Origin of the sequence: Zobellia barbeyronii (genome assembly GCF_018603515.1) — a bacterium.
Classification (GTDB): domain Bacteria; phylum Bacteroidota; class Bacteroidia; order Flavobacteriales; family Flavobacteriaceae; genus Zobellia; species Zobellia barbeyronii.
Window position 1 is genome coordinate 263,033 of record NZ_JACATN010000002.1, and the last position, 16,686, is coordinate 279,718.

A 16,686-nucleotide genomic window follows, 5' to 3' on the forward strand; every position below is an offset into this window, starting at 1 on the left:
TTTTAAAATCGTCTATCGGGAGAAAAGGCATCGATATTCATGGACACTTTTCTCTCGTCTATTATTTCAGAAATTAATTTTCCTGTAGCTGGCCCTAGACTCCATCCCATCATAGCATGCCCGGTTGCGAAAGTCAAATTGGCCCATTTGGAAGAACGCCCAATATAAGGAAGTCCGTCTAGCGAAACTGGTCGTAATCCTGTTTTTACACTCGCAATTTCATTTGCGTTTATATCTACGGTAGGATAAAAGTTTTTTGCACCGCTGGCAATAGCCATAACTCGCTCTTTTCTAACAAAATCATTGTTGCCAGAAAACTCCATTGTGCCGGCAAACCGTGTGAAACCATCCATTGGTGTAACTGCCATTTTAGATTCCATAAGAATAGCAGGAATAGTTATTCCTGTTGGTCTTGCAACATTTATACTATAGCCTTTACCTCCTTGCAGAGGTAAGTCCATCTTAATTTTTTTAGCAATTTGTCCACTCCATGAGCCGGCTGCAAGTATTACTTCATCTGCAGTATAATTAGCTTTGGAAGTTTTTATCTCCTGAATCCGATTTCCTTTTACTTCTAAATCCAGAACTTCTTCATTCGTTCTAATCTTAACTCCTGCGCTTTTTAGATAAGCTACTATTTTAGGCATAAACTGAGTTGGCGTAGAGTGTGCATCACATTCATAGTGAATAGCTCCTTTTGCATCTATAGCGACCTCCGGTTCTAGCTTTGCCAATTGTTTCTGATCTAGTTCCCGCACTTCAAGGCCCAGAAAACTGGCTTTATTTGCAACATCTTTCTCATGAAGATAAGCCTCTTGGGTTTTATAAAGCATCAATAACCCTTTACGCTCCAATTGAAAATCACCTAAATCACCCGAAGCTTTTATAGCACCAAAAAGTTCTCTACTCAGAACATTAATGTCTTTAATAACGGGAATAGCCTTAGCTACTTTTTCCTTTGTAGAAGATTTATAAAAATACCATGACCATTTAAAAAACTCGGTATCCCATCTAGGTTTCATGTAAAAAGGACTAGCAGAATTAAACATCATCTTAATACCTTTGGCAATCATGCCAGGCGATGCCAGTGGAATAATGTGACTAGGCGTAATGTAACCTGCATTTACAAACGAAGCTCCAGATGTAATATCAGATTTATCAATAACGGTAACATCATGACCCTCCTTACTAAGAAAATATGCAGAACTAAGTCCCACAATTCCTCCTCCTATTATGATAATTTTTTTACTCAATTCTTGTCTCTTTATTATATAACCTGAAAGCCATGTGCATAAGGGTCGTCATCATCAATTGTAATGGTATTATGACCGTATATTCTGGCCCAACCCTGAATACTAGGATAAATAGCTTTCTTGCCATCTAAAAGAGTTTCCTCTTCTACCCTACCTATAAATTTTGAACCTATGAAGCTTTCGTGAATGAACTCCTCTCCTATTTTCAGTTTTCCTTTGGCATACCATTGTGCCATTCTCGCAGAAGTTCCCGTGCCGCACGGCGATCTATCTATTGCCTTATCTCCATAAAAAACAGCATTACGAGCAGTTGCTTCGGGAGAAATAGTATCTCCTGTCCACAAAATATGACTTACGCCATTAATGGTTTCATCCTCCGGATGGACAAATGCATTGGGATATTTTAAATTTATTATATCACGGATTTCTTGACTTAACTGAACTAGCTTTCCTGCAGAAAAATCTTGAATACCTGAAAAATTTGACTGTGGATCTATTATGGCATAAAAATTACCGCCATAAGAAACATCAAATACCAATTCACCTAAATCAGAACTTTCAATCGTTAAATCCGTAGCGGCCAAATATGATTTTACATTCGTCAACTTTACCCAATCTACCTTTTTACCTGTCTGCTGATAGGTGATTTTTACCAGACCGGCTGGCGTTTCCATTCGTATTTCACCCGCCTTTTTCGGTTTTAACAAACCTTCTTCAATACCTATGGTAATGGCGCCAATAGTTCCGTGACCACACATAGGCAGGCACCCACTGGTTTCTATAAAAAGAATACCAAAATCATTTTCAGGATTTGCTGGCGGATAAAAAATGCTACCACTCATCATATCATGACCGCGAGGTTCGAACATTAACCCTTTACGAATCCAATCGTATTCTTTTAGGAAATGCTGACGTTTTTCACTCATGGATGTTCCTGTAAGTTCAGGTCCTCCCTTAGCTACTACCCTTACCGGGTTTCCACAGGTGTGGGCATCAATACAAGTGAAAATGCTCGTCGCCATAATTCAAATAGTGCTACATGTTCTAATCTTACTCAATTTTTTTATTGGTATGCTCACTGTCAACAATTCGCATTATCGCCAGCGGATTCTCATTTTGCAATTCTTCAGGAAGTAATTCTTGTGGCCAATTCTGAAAAGAAACCGGTCTAACCCAACGCTTCACAGCAGATACGCCAACCGAAGTAAAACGGCTATCTGTACTGGCAGGAAAAGGTCCACCATGTTGCATAGAAGGACAAACTTCTACTCCGGTTGGAACACCGTTAAAAATCAATCTTCCAACTCTTCCTTGTAAAGCGTCTAATGCTGAACTGTATGTTTTTAATTCGTCAGAATTTCCAAGAATTGTACCTGTTAGCTGCCCTTCCAAACGGTTCAAAACTTCTGTCATCTCTTTTGCATCGGCACATCTTACCACAATAGAAAATGGTCCGAATACTTCTTGGTGTAGTTTAGGGTTCTTTAAAAAATTAGCCCCATTAACGGTTAGCACTTTCTGTTTTGCATAATTTGGCGCTACTGCCTTTTCGTATTCTGCCACAACATCAGCACCACCTTGACCTGAAAGCTCTTTTTTACCTTTTTCGTAGTTGTTATAAATGTTTGGATGCAACATACAAGAAGGCTCCAATTTATCTATTTCTTCACCTAAAGCGTTTATAAAGACATCTAGCGATGTACTTTTTATACCCAAAATTAATCCTGGATTAGTACAGAATTGACCAGCACCCATCATAACCGAACCGGCATATTGTTTAGCCCAATCCAAACCTTTTTCACGCAAAGCGGAAGGCAAAACCACTACAGGGTTTATACTACCCATCTCTGCAAAAACTGGAATAGGTTCTTTTCGTTCGTTTGCCAATTTATAGAGTGCCGTACCACCTTTGATACTACCTGTGAACCCTACTCCCTTAACTTTAGGATGAAGCACCAATTGTTGCCCCACTTCTATACCACTACTATTCAAATTAGAGAAAATACCGTCTGGCATACCATTGCGTTCCGCCGCTTTAATTACTGCCGAAGAAACCAGTTCCCCAGTACCAGCATGCATAGGGTGACTTTTTACAATTACCGAACAACCGGAAGCCAAAGCACTAGCGGTATCACCACCAGCCGTAGAGAATGCAAACGGAAAATTACTTGAACCAAAAACAGCTATAGGGCCAATAGGAAGCAACATTTTACGTAAATCTGTTTTAGCCATTGGCTGTCTATCTGGTTGGGCCGTATCTATCGTAGCCTCTACCCATGATCCTTCTTTTAGCAATTGAGCAAAAGCCCGCAACTGCCCCATAGTACGGCCACGCTCGCCAACAGCTCTACCTTCTGGCAATCCAGACTCTTTACAATATGTCTGAATTAATTCATCACCCAGAGCCTCAATTTCTTCGGCTATAGCTTCTAAAAATCCTGCTTTCTTAGCGCCTGAAAACTTTTTATAAGTCTGAAAAGCTTCATGGGCTTTACCCACAGCCTTATCTATTTCTTCCTTTGTGGCCTCATAAAAAGTCCACTCCGTTTCCAAATTAAGCTTTGGGTCAAAGGTTTTATATGTATCACTTCCAATAGATGAAAGCTCATTTCCAATATAGTTTTTTCCTGTAATCATAGTATGGTATTTCTGCTCTTTAAAATAGGCATGAAGCTACTATATTTGGGGTTAAGCACCAAGAATTTACTAGAAAGACTTTTACTCACCAAACAACTTCAATAAGCGTTTATTATACACGTAATTCAAAGAAATTCCTTCTCAATTTTAATGAGAGTACGGTATTAGGCCAACTGCTTGTTTAGTACTTTCAAATTTTTATAATCTGGTAATTGAGGTCTACTTTTTAATCCATCCTGTATTACTTTCAAAACTCTGTCTCGTTCTTCACCTTGTAATGGAAGTCTTGGTTTTCTAACTATTTCGGTACCAATACCCGTAGCAACTTCGGCCAACTTAATATTCTGAACCAATTGCGGACTTATATCCAATTCCAATAATGGTAGGAACCATCTGTAAATTTCAGTAGCTTCTTTGGCATAACCAGCTTTAGCCAGTTCATAGATAGCAACAGTTTCTGCTGGAAAAGCACAAACAAGACCTGCTACCCAACCATCGGCACCCATAAAGAGACTTTCTAATGCCAAAGGATCTACTCCAGTCAAAATGCTTAAATCAGAACCAAATTCATTACGTAAACGTCCAATATTAATGATATCCCTTGTTGACTCTTTTACCGCTGTGATATTTTTTAATTCCAGTAGTTCTTTAAACATAATTACTGTTACTTCAATTTTATAATCTACAGGGTTATTGTAAATCATAATAGGAAGCTCAGTACTGCTGGCTAGTTCTTTAAAATATTGAACCGTTTCATTATCCGTAGACTTATAACGCATTGGTGGAAGAATCATCAGTCCGTCTGCACCGCTTTCTTCAGCATCCTTAATCGCTTGAAGCGCCACTTTAGTTGCCTGCTCCGCAATGGTCATTATAACAGGAATCTTACCTTCAACTATCTGAACTGTTTCTTTTATAAGTACCTTTTTTTCATCTGCAGTTAAAGTACTTGCCTCACCAAGAGAACCTCCTAAAACAATTCCGTGAACCCCAGCTTCTACTTGAGCTTCTATATTGGTACGGAACATCTTTAGATCAAGCGTATCATCTTCATTAAATTTTGTAGTCACCGCTGGCATAACGCCTTTCCATTCAAATTTCATCTGGTCAATTTTTAATTACACTCACAAAATTAGTAGAAGATAGTTAGTACTAATTAGAGCATATTATCAAAATTATATACTATATTATCCATCATCAAACCAATATATCAACTACTTGACTTAAATACGCATAATTTATAAAATGAAAGTACATCCTTTTCAAATTCCAAAACCGCTGCACCAGAATCTAATAGTTCAGGTAGACCGGGAGATGGTTTTCTATGATAAACTGCATCAGCATGCAGAAATTCAACTGACTTTAATTGTAAAGGCGAAGGGGAAATTGATTGTTGGCGATAGCATTCATCCATTTGAAGATGGCGACTTTTTTGTGATTGGTCCTCATAGTCCGCATTTATTCAAAAATGATAGTACAGATGAAATAGCCCATAGAATTTCATTGTTCTTTACGGAAACTACTTTTGGCGAATCATTTTTTGAGTTACCAGACTTAGAAGAGTTGCAACCCCTTTTTAATGTTTCAAAAGAAGGCTTTCAGGTTTTAGGTGATACGAAAGATATTCAAAATGCTATGAAACAGCTTCCAAATTTGCAAAAACTGGAGCGTTTCATTTGCTTTTTCAATTTACTAAAAAACCTGTGTTATGCAGATAAAAAGACCTTGACAAACTTTGTATCCTCAAAGAAAATGGGGAGTTCTCAAGGAGAACGTATGCAAACTATTTTTGATTACGTGGTAACTCATTTTCAGTATGAAATTAATTTAGATACCGTATCAAGCAAAGTACATATGACACCCAATGCCTTTTGTAAATTCTTCAAACAGCATACCAACAAGACTTTTTTTCAATTCTTGATAGAGCTTCGTATAGAGCATGCGTGTCAATTATTAAATCGAGCAGACGACCAAAACTCTATTCTAGAAATTTCCGAACAATCCGGATTTTCTTCAATTTCTAACTTCAACAGACAATTCAAAAAATTAAAAGGTGTGATTCCGTCACGATTTGCGGCTCAACATAAAAGTAAAAAGTCTATTCAAAGCCGTATTTAGTTCTTAGTAACACCAAATTTATAGGTACAATATGACGCATATGTTTCTCCTGAGTTTAATTGTGTACTAGGAAATTCAGGGTGATTAGGGGAATCTGGAAAATGTTGCGTTTCCAAACAAAAAGAACCTCTACGGAGATGAGGATTACCGCTTTTACCAATATCGGAGCCATCTAAAAAGTTACCTGTATAAAACTGGACTCCAGGTTCAGAAGTATAAACTTCTAATGTACGACCACTTGTAGGCTCTACAACCCTAGCCGCAAACGTCAAGCCTTCACGATTCTTAGGCACTTCGTTTAAAACATAATTATGATCGTAACCATTACCCAACTTAATTTGGTCATAATTAGCCTCAATATCCTTTCCAATAAGTTTTGGTGTTCTAAAATCAAAAGGAGTCCCTGCCACATCTCTCAATTCTCCTGTTGGAATCAAGCCATTGTCCACCGGTGTAAACTTATCTGCATTCAATAGTGCAATATGATCATTGACTGTTCCCTCACCTTCTCCTTTGAGATTAAAGAACGAATGATTGGTAAGGTTTACATACGTGGGTTTATCTGTTTTTGCTTCGTAGCTTATTTGCAATTCATTATCATTCGTTAGAACATAACTAACCCTAACATCTAAATTACCTGGGTAACCTTCCTCCATATCAGGAGATGTACGGCTAAAGCTAATTGCATTTTTAGACTGCTCCACAACTTTCCAAACTACACTTTCAAATCCTACTTCTCCTCCGTGCAGGTGGTTTTCATTATTATTAATGGCTAAATCATATGTTTTACCATCTAAAGAGAACTTTCCTTTAGCTATACGATTTCCATATCTGCCAATTGTAGCACCATAAAAGTTCTTTTTTGACCTATAATTTTCCAAATTATTAAAACCCAGCACTACATCTTTAAAATTACCATCCTTATCAGGAGCATATAACGAAACTAACCGTTGTCCGTAGTTCGTGAAAGTAACTTCCATTCCATTGGCATTGGTCAGAACAAAGAACTTTACCGAATCTCCTTTTATAGTTGTAGTAAAATCTTCAGAATTAATATTCTTCTCAAATTTTGTTTTAGGTAGCTCGGAAGCGGATTCGGTCATTTTTTCTTTTTTAATTTGATTACAGGAAAGGTTGATGGTTCCTGCTAAGCCACAGGCTATTAGTAGTTTTAAAATTCTCATATCAATAAGTAAATCTGGATTTGGTAAAACCTCAGGCAAGTTAACTAAAAAAGTAATAAATCAACACACATAATTATTGCCCAGCCAGCAGACCTGTTCTATTTGTTTTCGTTAATTTTGGGAACTTTTGAAAGCATAACTCATACAACATGAAAAAACTCATTATCCTTGCCATAGGATTGGCTATGGCCTGCAACTCATCACAAACAACTGTTTCTGATGGCGATAAAAACGCAGTTGCTAAACCCACCAGTACCCCTGAACCTTTCGCAGAAACTATTACCGAAAGTGAACTTAAAGAACATCTTTACACCTACGCTTCCGATGAATACGAAGGAAGGGAAACCGGGAAACCTGGTCAAAAAAAGGCTGTAGAATATTTAAAAGCCCAGTACGAAAAAATGGGGATTCCTGCTGCGCAAGCAGACGGAAACTATTTTCAAACAGTACCACTTCAAGTTAGCCAATTACCCGCAGGTTCTCTTTCTATTGATGGTAAAGAATACCCGCTAGGAGAAGATTTCCTTACTTTTTCTAAAGCAGAAGGAACTTTTGATAATATCATTTACGTTGGTTATGGTATTGAAGAAGGTGATTATTCTGACTACAAAGATATAGACGTTAAGGACAAAGTAATCTTAGTTAAATCTGGTGAGCCAATTGCTGCTAACGGAAACTATCTTTTGTCCGGGTCTTCCGAAAAGTCTATCTGGAGTAACATGTCAGAATCTTTAGGCAAGCGTTTAGAGCTAGCTACTTCCAAAGGTGCCAAAGGCATTCTTTATTATGATGAAACCAATTTTGCTCGCTTTAAGAGCAGGTTTGAATGGATGAAGACCAACGAAAGTGGCAGAATGGAACTGGCCAAAGATGATTCAGAAGAGTTTTTCAACTTTTTAATCGATGCAAAATTGGCAAAGGCAATTTTACCAAGTATTGTATCTGATAACAAACCGAAAAGTTTAGCTAAGAAACTAATTGTTGATGTCAAAAGCGAAAATGACGATATTGAGTCCGAAAATGTAGTTGCCATACTAAAAGGTTCCGAAAAGCCTAACGAGTACTTAGTGATTTCATCTCACTTGGACCACATTGGTATTACTGCAGATGGCGAAATAAACAATGGTGCGGACGACGATGGTTCTGGAACAGTTGCTCTTTTAGAAATTGCACAAGCTTTTAAAAAGGCTGCAGATGCTGGACAAGGACCAAAACGATCAATTGTTTTTCTACATGTTACAGGTGAAGAAAAAGGACTTTTAGGTTCTCAATACTATACAGATGTCGATCCAATATATCCACTAGAAAACACAGTTGCCAATCTTAATATTGATATGATCGGCCGTATTGACCCAGAACGAGATGGTGATCGCAACTACATCTACTTAATTGGCTCTGACAAGCTCAGTACAGACCTACACGAGCTTTCTGAAGAGGTTAACGACAAATACACTAATATTGAGTTGGATTACACCTATAATGATGAGAACGACCCTAATCGTTTTTATTATAGAAGTGACCATTACAATTTTGCCAAGAACAACATTCCAATTATTTTCTATTTTAACGGAACTCATGCGGATTACCACAAACCAGGAGATACACCAGACAAGATCAACTATGATCTTCTTGAAAATCGTACACGTTTAGTCTTTTATACGGCTTGGGAAGTAGCTAATAGAAACAAACGTCTTGTAGTAGATAAAGCCGCTGAATAAAAATTGCACTAGTAAATAGAAAACCTGCCTTAAACGGCAGGTTTTTTTATGCTTTATTTTAAGGTAATGTATAAAACCAAAAAAGCCTTGTCAAAATTGACAAGGCTTTTTATTTCGGGGTGGAAGACCGGTTTCGAACCGGCGACCTCTTGAACCACAATCAAGCGCTCTAACCAGCTGAGCTACAACCACCATTTGTAAGCGGTGGCAAAGATACTTTTTTTCATGTAATCTTTCAAAATAAAACTTCGGTTATTTTCATACCCTACCCATATTCTTTACATGAACAGCTTGACAGTGAATGTATAAACATCAATAAAAAATTGAAAAACATCGATAAAATGCAAGTTACTCTCGCTAAAACACACAATTTTTAGCGTTTCACAACAATTTTTAGAGATATCAACAGTATGTAGATACATTAGATGAATAATTAATTTTAGAAATGCTTTTTGTCAAAATCCATTCTTTGACCTCTAACCTAATGTCTAAATTAGCTATTTTGCTTTTTGGCCTACTTGTTTTGTCTACAACAAATATAAGTGCGCAACAAGAGGCTAAGGATAGCTTGCAAACACTCATTAAGCAATTAAGAAGCACCCCTAATTTTTCTGTTAAAGATACCACCCACATAAACCTACTTAATCATTTGGGTCGTGAATTAAGGTTTTTCAATACAGATAGTCTTTTACTACTCTCACAACTTGCCCTAGATTACAGTAAATCCTCTAATTACAAAAAAGGAGAAAGCTATGCTCTTTTAGGATTAGGGAATTACTATTCAGATCAAGGGAACCATACCAAAAGTATACTCTACACTAAAAATGCTCTTTCCATGAGTATCGTATCAAAAGATGTAGCATTGAGATTAAGAGCGCAAAATCATCTTGCTTCAGAATTTGCTTATACAGGAGATTATGCAAAATCATTAATTTACTATTTAGAAGGTATAGATGTCGCGAATGAAAACGATGATAAATTCATGCTATCTATATTTAATGAAAATGTTGCTAACCTATATGCATCACAAAATGATTTTGTTCAAGCGCTAGAATTCTACAAAAAAGTAAAAAAAATAAACGAAGACCTAGGGAATGAATCCATCTCTGCTGAAACTATGAGTAACATAGCCTCTATTTATGCAGATACTGGTGAACTGGAGCATGCGATGTACAATGCTAATACCAGCATAGCCATTTTTGAAAAAACCAAAAAAATGGAATGGCTTGCATACGCTTATGCTACTAAAGCTAAAATCTATTTAAAAGACAACAAATTTGAATGGGCGCTCTACTGGTATAGACAAAGTGAAATGCTTCATAAAAAAATTCAGGATGACCGTGGTGAAATTGAAATGCTCAATGGTATGTCTCAAGCTTATTTAGGCTTAGGCAATGACGCCATGTCCGAAACATATGCGTTAAATGCTTATGCTATTTCTGATAGAATAAAAGACATGGAGGGCTCTAAGCAATGTGCCAAAACATTGTATCAAGTAAATAAGAACAAAGAAGATTACACAGAAGCTTTAAAGTACCACGAGATATATCAATCATTATCCGATACTTTATATAGAAATGAAAACAAAAAGAGTCTAACCATGCTAAAAACCAAAATGGAGCATGAGAAACAGAAAGTAGACCTAATTAAAGAAAACACTAAACAACTAGATACACAAAGAGCTTATGTAAATGTAGCTTTGGGTATACTCATAATTTTTATTATCGTTACCCTTTTAGTATTCAGAAGTGAGAAAGTACAAAAGAAATTGAATTCCGAACTCCAGAAAAAACAAGCAGATTTAAAGATAAACGAACTTGAACTACATGAAATAAACCGGACAAAAGATAAATTATTTTCAATTATTGGCCATGACCTTCGCGGACCAATAGCTGCTTTCCAAGGGCTTTTAAAACTATTTAAAGATGGTGAAATAGAGCAAAATGAGTTTATGAGTTTCATGCCCAAACTTTCTAATGACATTGACCATATCTCTTTTACGCTCAACAATCTTTTAACCTGGGGCCAAACCCAAATGAACGGTGCGGTTACTAGAGCCGAAGTTGTTGCTCTAGAGACAGTAGTTAAAGAAAATATTGACCTGTTATCTGAAGTGGCGAAGAACAAATCTATTCGTCTTATAAATCATTTAGAAGCAAAAACATTGACGTGGTCAGATACCAACCAAATAGATATTGTAATTAGAAACCTCATCAGTAACGCCGTAAAATTTACCCCCGAAAATGGTATGGTAACCATTACCGCTATTGAGAAAAAAGACTTATGGCAGGTCTCTATTCGTGATACCGGTATAGGTATGAATCAAGATACCATCGAAAAAATATTTTCAGATAACTCTACCTTAACTACCTACGGCACAAATAATGAAAAAGGCACGGGCTTAGGACTATCTCTATGTAAGGAAATGGTAGAGAAAAATAATGGAGTTATTTGGGTAGAAAGTCTATTGAGAAAAGGAAGTACTTTTCACTTTACCCTACCCAAGGCTAAAAACAAATATCAAAGAACAGCTTAAATTAGGTCGTCTATATTGCTAACTGCAACAAAACGCTCTGTGGTAAATCCTTCAGCATACTCTACGCCTACCAATCTTCCTAAATCCTTGGCTCTGTAATTTACACTTTCAATAAAATTTCTACTGCTTATTGGTGTTTCTGGCTCCTTACTTGTTGGGTCATGAAACTGTGATGAATAAGCCAAAATAGCTTCCGTTTTCTTTTCAATGAATTCTGAAACATCAACAACAAAATCCGGTTCAATATTCTTCCATTGAATATAATGGTAAACCACCTTTGGTCTCCACTGTGCTTGATTCGCATCTTCGCCCTCTAACTGGGTTTCAATCTTAATCAATCCACTTAAAAAACAAGCATCACTAACTAGTTTACTTCCTTTACCATGATCAATATGGCGATCGTCTATTGCATTACACAAAACAATTTCCGGTCTGTATTTACGAACCATCTTTATAATCTGCAATTGATGTTCTCTGTCATTTACAAAGAAACCATCTGCAAAACCTAAGTTCTCTCTTGCCGAAACTCCTAGAATTTTACCAGCAGCTGCTGCTTCCCTATCTCTAATTTCTGCGGAGCCTCGTGTACCAAGCTCGCCACGGGTTAAATCTACAATACCTACTTTTTTACCACTTGCAATGGCTTTGGCTATGGTAGCTCCGGCACCAAGTTCTACATCATCTGGGTGAGCACCAAAAGCTAATATGTCTAATTTCATTCTATCTTATTGAGTATTGTTCTTTGTTCGGGCTAAATGCTTTTAACTAGTCGCTACTATATTACCAGACCTTACTTTTTTTAATGCTTGTTCTATATCTGCAATTAAATCTTCTGGTTCTTCTATGCCCACAGAAAAACGGATTAAGCCGTCTGCAATACCTTGTTTAGCTCTCTCTTCCGCACTCAAAAGAGAGTGCGATGTTTTTGTGGGAGAAAGAACGGTACTCTCTACCCCTGCCAAACTCATGGAAGATTTTATTAATTGTAGTTCTTTTTGAAATTGATTTGCATCATAATCTTCATGAAGCTCAAAAGATAACATTCCTCCAAAACCTTTCATTTGCGCTTTTGCCAATTCATGCTCCGGATGACTCTTTAGGCCTGGGTAGTATACTTTGGTGACCGCTTCATTCCCTTCTAGGTATTCTGCCATATGTTGGGCATTTATATTTTGAGCTTTCACCCTCAAGCCCATAGTCTTTAAGCTTCTTTCCAATAACCAAACAGTATAATCACTAAGACTACCTCCAAAGTTCTTTGCTAACCCAAAGATTCTATGAATGTTTTCCTCGGATGATGCAACTGCTCCTGCTAGAATATCTGAATGCCCGCCCATGTATTTAGTGGCACTATGCATAACCACATCAATACCAAAATCTATAGGATTTTGATTAACAGGGCTCGCAAACGTATTATCTATCATAGAAACCAAATTATGCTTCTTAGCTAGTTTACTTATAGCATCCAAATCGGTTATTGTCAATAGCGGATTGGAAGGTGTTTCTATATAGATGACCTTTGTATTGGAACGAATCTCTTTTTCAAAATCCTCAGCTTGCCATCCTTCGGTAAATGAATATTCTATACCAAACTTCTCAAATTCCTCTACAACTAGATTGTAAGTTCCTCCATACAATACTTGCTGAAGAACAATATGATCACCAGCTCTAAGAAAAGCCATTAAGCTTGTGGTAATGGCTGCCATACCACTTCCGAAAATAAGGCCAGCTTCTGTATTTTCTAACGCAGCAATCTTTTTACACAATGCCTCTTGGTTGGGTGTATTAAAATATCTAGGATACCTTTTTACATCTACATCTTCAAAAGCATATGAACTACTCATGTAAAGTGGAGAAATTGCCCCTTTAAACTGTTCGTCTTTAACTTCCCCTACATGGGTACAAATGGTATTGAGTCCTATTTTTCTTTGCTGCATAATTTCAAAAATTTAGAAAGATCAAGTTACAAAAAGAGTATTAGACACTCACCTTTTTCCAGTTGCCTTTTTTAAACCAAATCATAGAAATTATTGCTAGCAGCACCTCAGCGGCAGTAATAGCTATAAATACACCCATAGCACCTAAATTAAGAGTTATTGCCATTAGATAGGCAAAGGGCAATTGAAACAACCAGAAAGCAATGAGATTTATTTTTGTTGGCGTCCCTGTATCTCCTGCTCCATTAAAGGCTTGAGTGACCACCATACCATAGGCATAGAATATATACCCTACAGCAATAATCTGAAGACACAACCCCCCATTCTCCACTACAACGGGGTTGGCACTGAACCAACCAACAATATCATAAGCAAAGAATAGATAGATTAAAGAAACAGCTCCCATAAAATAGGCGTTGTATTTTCCTGTCTTCCAAACCGAAGTTTCTGCACGATCGGGCTGCTGAGCACCAAGGTTCTGCCCCACCAATGTAGCTGCGGCATTACTCATACCCCAAGATGGCATTAAAGTGAATAACATTACTCGGATAGCTATTGTATAACCAGCCAGGACCTCACTACCAAACTCTGACATCATACGCATAAGAAATACCCAACTAGAAGTTCCTATTAGAAATTGAGCAATTCCTCCAAGTGAGACTTTAATAAGATTTAGCATTACGCTAAAGCGAATAACCATATCCTTAAAGCCAATTTGTATGCGGCTCCAACCAAAGAATAATACTGCCAGTTGAAACAACACAGCTGTACCTCTTCCTATATTGGTAGCTATAGCAGCTCCCATAACTCCATACTCTGGTATGGGTCCCCAGCCAAAAATAAAAATAGGATCTAGTATAATATTAAGTCCGTTTGAAAGGACTAAAGCCCACATGGCAACAGATGCATCACCTGCTCCCCTAAATATGGCATTAATCAAGAACAATAGTAGAATAGTAATGTTACCTCCCAATAAAAGTTTGGTGTATCCAGAACCTTCGGCTATCAAGTCGGGTTCTGCTCCCATTAGCGCAAGTATATCCTCGGCATATAAAAACCCAAAGACTCCAACGATTATAGAAACCAGAACTCCCAGTGCTATTGCCTGTACTGCAGCTTCCTGAGCGCCCTTAACATCCTTTGCCCCTATCCTTCTGGCAACGATAGCTGTTGCTGCCATACTTAAGCCTATAGCAACTGCATATACCAATGTAACTACAGATTCTGTGAGTCCAATAGTAGCTACGGCATTTACACTTACTTGTGAGACGTAAGCAATATCTACAATGGCAAAAATGGATTCCATCATCATCTCCAAAATCATGGGGATGGAGAGCATGAAAATGGCCTTACGGATGCTTCCCGTTGTGAATTCTGTTTCTTTTCCTGTTACGGCAACTATAAAATACTGAAACAGCATTTTTAAAGTGATTCTTTTTGAATGTGGCATTTGAATTGAAATTATGTTGATAAAAAGAGGAATATGCCAAAACCGAACGAAGTGGGTTCGATTAATTTCTGGGCACAAACCCAGCGACATTAGTACGGAACATAATTTCTATAACTTCATGATGAATCAAATATCTTATTAATTTTTGACATATAAAAGGAAAACAAAAAACCGTTCTGAGTATAATGTGCTCGTTATGAACACTTATTACACTCGGAACGGTTATAATTATAAACTAGAATGAGATATTTCTAAAGAATAAAATACCTCAACATGGTTCTATTTTAACTCCAACTCTTCAATCTCTGCATCATTCTTACCTCTTATGGCTTCAAAACCTTCTACCATTTCCTGTAACTTTTCTGGATTTTCTTTAGCAACGTTTTTAGTTTGAGAAAGGTCCTCTTTTAAATTATATAATTGGTACTCGCTATCGTTACCTAATTCTATATTAACTTGCTTATTAAGAGCTGCTCCTTTATATGGTGGAATCATAGCCCAGTCTCCTTTTCTAAAAGCCGTTTTTCCGCCAGCTTCTAAAACCAATTCCTTTCTACCCTGATCTGTTTTACCCATAAGAGCATCTAGGAAGTTTTCACTATCCTCTCCTTTTTTATCACTGCCTACTAAAGCGGCCATTGAAGTAAGTAAGTCTACCTGACAAACCAAAGCATCTGACTTACCCGGTGCAATTTTCCCTTTCCAGTATGTGATGAAAGGCACACGAGTACCTGCTTCAAACAAGCTGTATTTACCCCCACGCAATACACCCGCAGGAGTGTGGTTTCCTAATTTTTCTTCAGAGTCATCATAATAGCCATCATTTACAACAGGACCATTATCACTAGAGAAAACAATTAATGTATTTTCTAAAAGACCTTGTTCTTCTAAAGTCTTCATAAATTCACCTACAACCCAATCCGCCTCAAGAATAACATCTCCACGAGGTCCCATTCCAGATTTACCTGCAAAACGAGGGTGAGGTGTACGTGGTACATGTGGTTGCTGTAAAGCATAGTATAAAAAGAAAGGCTCATCTTTATGGTCAGTTACATAAGCCTGTGCTTTAGCCAAAAAGTGATCAGCCATATCAACGTCTGTCCATTTTGCAGCTTCGCCACCTTTCATATAACCAATACGTGGTATTCCGTTTACAATACTGTTGTTATGACCGTGATGCCATTTCATAGTAGTTAGCTCTGGGTTATCCAACCCTGTTGGCTCACCTTCAAAGTTCTCTTTATAATTTACTTCTATAGGATCGTTTGGATCTAATCCATCTACGTTACCATTATCTATATACACAGTAGGTACTCTATCCTGCGTAGCAGCTAGTATATAAGAATAGTCAAAACCAACTTCATTAGGACCGGGAGATACTCTCTCGTTCCAGTTTACGTTTCCACTACCTAAGCCTAAGTGCCATTTTCCAACTATACCCGTAGCATAGCCCTTTTCTTTAAGCACTTTAGGAACAGTAAGCTGATTCGTACTAATAATTAAAGGCGCTGTTCCCGGAAGTATTTTAGCATCTTTATTTCTCCAAGGATATCTACCCGTAAGAATAGCATATCTACTTGGTGTACATGTTGCCGATGTAGCATAACCATTAGTAAACTGAACTCCTCCTTCTGCTAAAGCATCAATATTAGGGGTACTTAGTTCAGTTGCTCCATATGAACTAAGGTCTCCATAACCTAAATCATCCATGTAAATGAAAACAACATTAGGTTGTTTCGGACTTTCGTCTTTCACTACCGTTTTTTCTTCTTTTGACTTACAGCCAGATAACATCAGTAATAAGATGGTACCAGTTAAAAAATAATTTCTAAAACTTGTCATGAACTGTTTTG

The 16,686-nt window shown here is 37.4% G+C and carries 12 protein-coding genes and 1 tRNA gene; 3 read left to right on the plus strand and 10 right to left on the minus strand.

Features of this window, described 5'->3' with window-relative positions:
• Positions 1 to 2 precede the first annotated feature (2 nt).
• From HW347_RS05715 to HW347_RS05730, 4 genes are all read right to left on the minus strand, one after another.
• The gene (locus HW347_RS05715; protein WP_214610962.1) at positions 3 to 1,253 is read right to left on the minus strand and encodes an NAD(P)/FAD-dependent oxidoreductase; all 1,251 of its coding nucleotides are present in this window, start codon (positions 1,251 to 1,253) and stop codon (positions 3 to 5) included.
• Positions 1,254 to 1,267: 14 nt separating this feature from the next.
• Positions 1,268 to 2,275, minus strand: coding sequence for a 4-hydroxyproline epimerase (locus HW347_RS05720; RefSeq protein ID WP_214610963.1), 1,008 nt, complete (start codon positions 2,273 to 2,275; stop codon positions 1,268 to 1,270).
• Between the two features lie 28 nt (positions 2,276 to 2,303).
• Positions 2,304 to 3,890 carry an aldehyde dehydrogenase (NADP(+)) gene (locus HW347_RS05725; protein WP_214610964.1) on the minus strand — a complete coding sequence of 529 codons (1,587 nt, stop codon included), beginning with the start codon at positions 3,888 to 3,890 and terminating at the stop codon, positions 2,304 to 2,306.
• A 164-nt stretch (positions 3,891 to 4,054) separates the two neighbouring features.
• Entirely contained in the window at positions 4,055 to 4,993 is a 939-nt protein-coding gene (locus HW347_RS05730; protein WP_214610965.1) for a dihydrodipicolinate synthase family protein, read from the minus strand.
• 142 nt (positions 4,994 to 5,135) lie between these two features.
• On the opposite strand from HW347_RS05730, the gene HW347_RS05735 reads away from it, so the two are divergent.
• Positions 5,136 to 6,008 (plus strand): AraC family transcriptional regulator, encoded by an 873-nt coding sequence (locus HW347_RS05735; protein WP_214610966.1) that lies wholly within the window; start codon positions 5,136 to 5,138, stop codon positions 6,006 to 6,008.
• Here HW347_RS05735 and HW347_RS05740 read toward each other — a convergent pair.
• Entirely contained in the window at positions 6,005 to 7,192 is a 1,188-nt protein-coding gene (locus tag HW347_RS05740) for an aldose epimerase family protein (RefSeq protein WP_214610967.1), read from the minus strand. The genes HW347_RS05735 and HW347_RS05740 overlap by 4 nt on opposite strands.
• 149 nt (positions 7,193 to 7,341) lie before the next feature.
• Here HW347_RS05740 and HW347_RS05745 point away from each other — a divergent pair, with 149 nt between their 5' ends.
• Positions 7,342 to 8,910 carry a M28 family peptidase gene (locus HW347_RS05745; protein ID WP_214610968.1) on the plus strand — a complete coding sequence of 523 codons (1,569 nt, stop codon included), beginning with the start codon at positions 7,342 to 7,344 and terminating at the stop codon, positions 8,908 to 8,910.
• 117 nt (positions 8,911 to 9,027) lie between these two features.
• Here the strand turns inward: HW347_RS05745 and HW347_RS05750 are convergent.
• A tRNA-His gene (locus HW347_RS05750) sits at positions 9,028 to 9,103 on the minus strand.
• A gap of 276 nt (positions 9,104 to 9,379) precedes the next feature.
• Here HW347_RS05750 and HW347_RS05755 point away from each other — a divergent pair.
• Positions 9,380 to 11,446, plus strand: coding sequence for a tetratricopeptide repeat-containing sensor histidine kinase (locus tag HW347_RS05755; protein WP_225901830.1), 2,067 nt, complete (start codon positions 9,380 to 9,382; stop codon positions 11,444 to 11,446).
• Here the strand turns inward: HW347_RS05755 and bshB1 are convergent.
• The 4 genes from bshB1 to HW347_RS05775 form a co-directional block, all read right to left on the minus strand.
• On the minus strand, positions 11,443 to 12,165 hold the full coding sequence (bshB1, locus tag HW347_RS05760; protein ID WP_214610970.1) for a bacillithiol biosynthesis deacetylase BshB1: 723 nt from the start codon (positions 12,163 to 12,165) through the stop codon (positions 11,443 to 11,445). The genes HW347_RS05755 and bshB1 overlap by 4 nt on opposite strands.
• Positions 12,166 to 12,207: 42 nt before the next feature.
• Positions 12,208 to 13,383, minus strand: a complete 1,176-nt coding sequence (locus HW347_RS05765) for a trans-sulfuration enzyme family protein (protein WP_214610971.1) — start codon at positions 13,381 to 13,383, stop codon at positions 12,208 to 12,210.
• Positions 13,384 to 13,423: 40 nt separating this feature from the next.
• The gene (locus tag HW347_RS05770) at positions 13,424 to 14,833 is read right to left on the minus strand and encodes an MATE family efflux transporter (protein ID WP_214610972.1); all 1,410 of its coding nucleotides are present in this window, start codon (positions 14,831 to 14,833) and stop codon (positions 13,424 to 13,426) included.
• A 279-nt stretch (positions 14,834 to 15,112) separates the two neighbouring features.
• Entirely contained in the window at positions 15,113 to 16,675 is a 1,563-nt protein-coding gene (locus HW347_RS05775) for a sulfatase family protein (RefSeq protein ID WP_214610973.1), read from the minus strand.
• Positions 16,676 to 16,686 lie beyond the last annotated feature (11 nt).

Excerpts from the sequence above, each read along its gene's own strand:
- HW347_RS05720 (WP_214610963.1), bottom strand. The coding sequence starts at position 2,275 with ATGGCGACGAGCATTTTCACTTGTATTGATGCCCACACCTGTGGAAAC.
- HW347_RS05725 (WP_214610964.1), bottom strand. The coding sequence starts at position 3,890 with ATGATTACAGGAAAAAACTATATTGGAAATGAGCTTTCATCTATTGGA.
- HW347_RS05730 (WP_214610965.1), bottom strand. The coding sequence starts at position 4,993 with ATGAAATTTGAATGGAAAGGCGTTATGCCAGCGGTGACTACAAAATTT.
- HW347_RS05735 (WP_214610966.1), top strand. The coding sequence starts at position 5,136 with ATGAAAGTACATCCTTTTCAAATTCCAAAACCGCTGCACCAGAATCTA.
- HW347_RS05740 (WP_214610967.1), bottom strand. The coding sequence starts at position 7,192 with ATGAGAATTTTAAAACTACTAATAGCCTGTGGCTTAGCAGGAACCATC.
- HW347_RS05745 (WP_214610968.1), top strand. The coding sequence starts at position 7,342 with ATGAAAAAACTCATTATCCTTGCCATAGGATTGGCTATGGCCTGCAAC.
- bshB1 (WP_214610970.1), bottom strand. The coding sequence starts at position 12,165 with ATGAAATTAGACATATTAGCTTTTGGTGCTCACCCAGATGATGTAGAA.
- HW347_RS05765 (WP_214610971.1), bottom strand. The coding sequence starts at position 13,383 with ATGCAGCAAAGAAAAATAGGACTCAATACCATTTGTACCCATGTAGGG.
- HW347_RS05770 (WP_214610972.1), bottom strand. The coding sequence starts at position 14,833 with ATGCCACATTCAAAAAGAATCACTTTAAAAATGCTGTTTCAGTATTTT.
- HW347_RS05775 (WP_214610973.1), bottom strand. The coding sequence starts at position 16,675 with ATGACAAGTTTTAGAAATTATTTTTTAACTGGTACCATCTTATTACTG.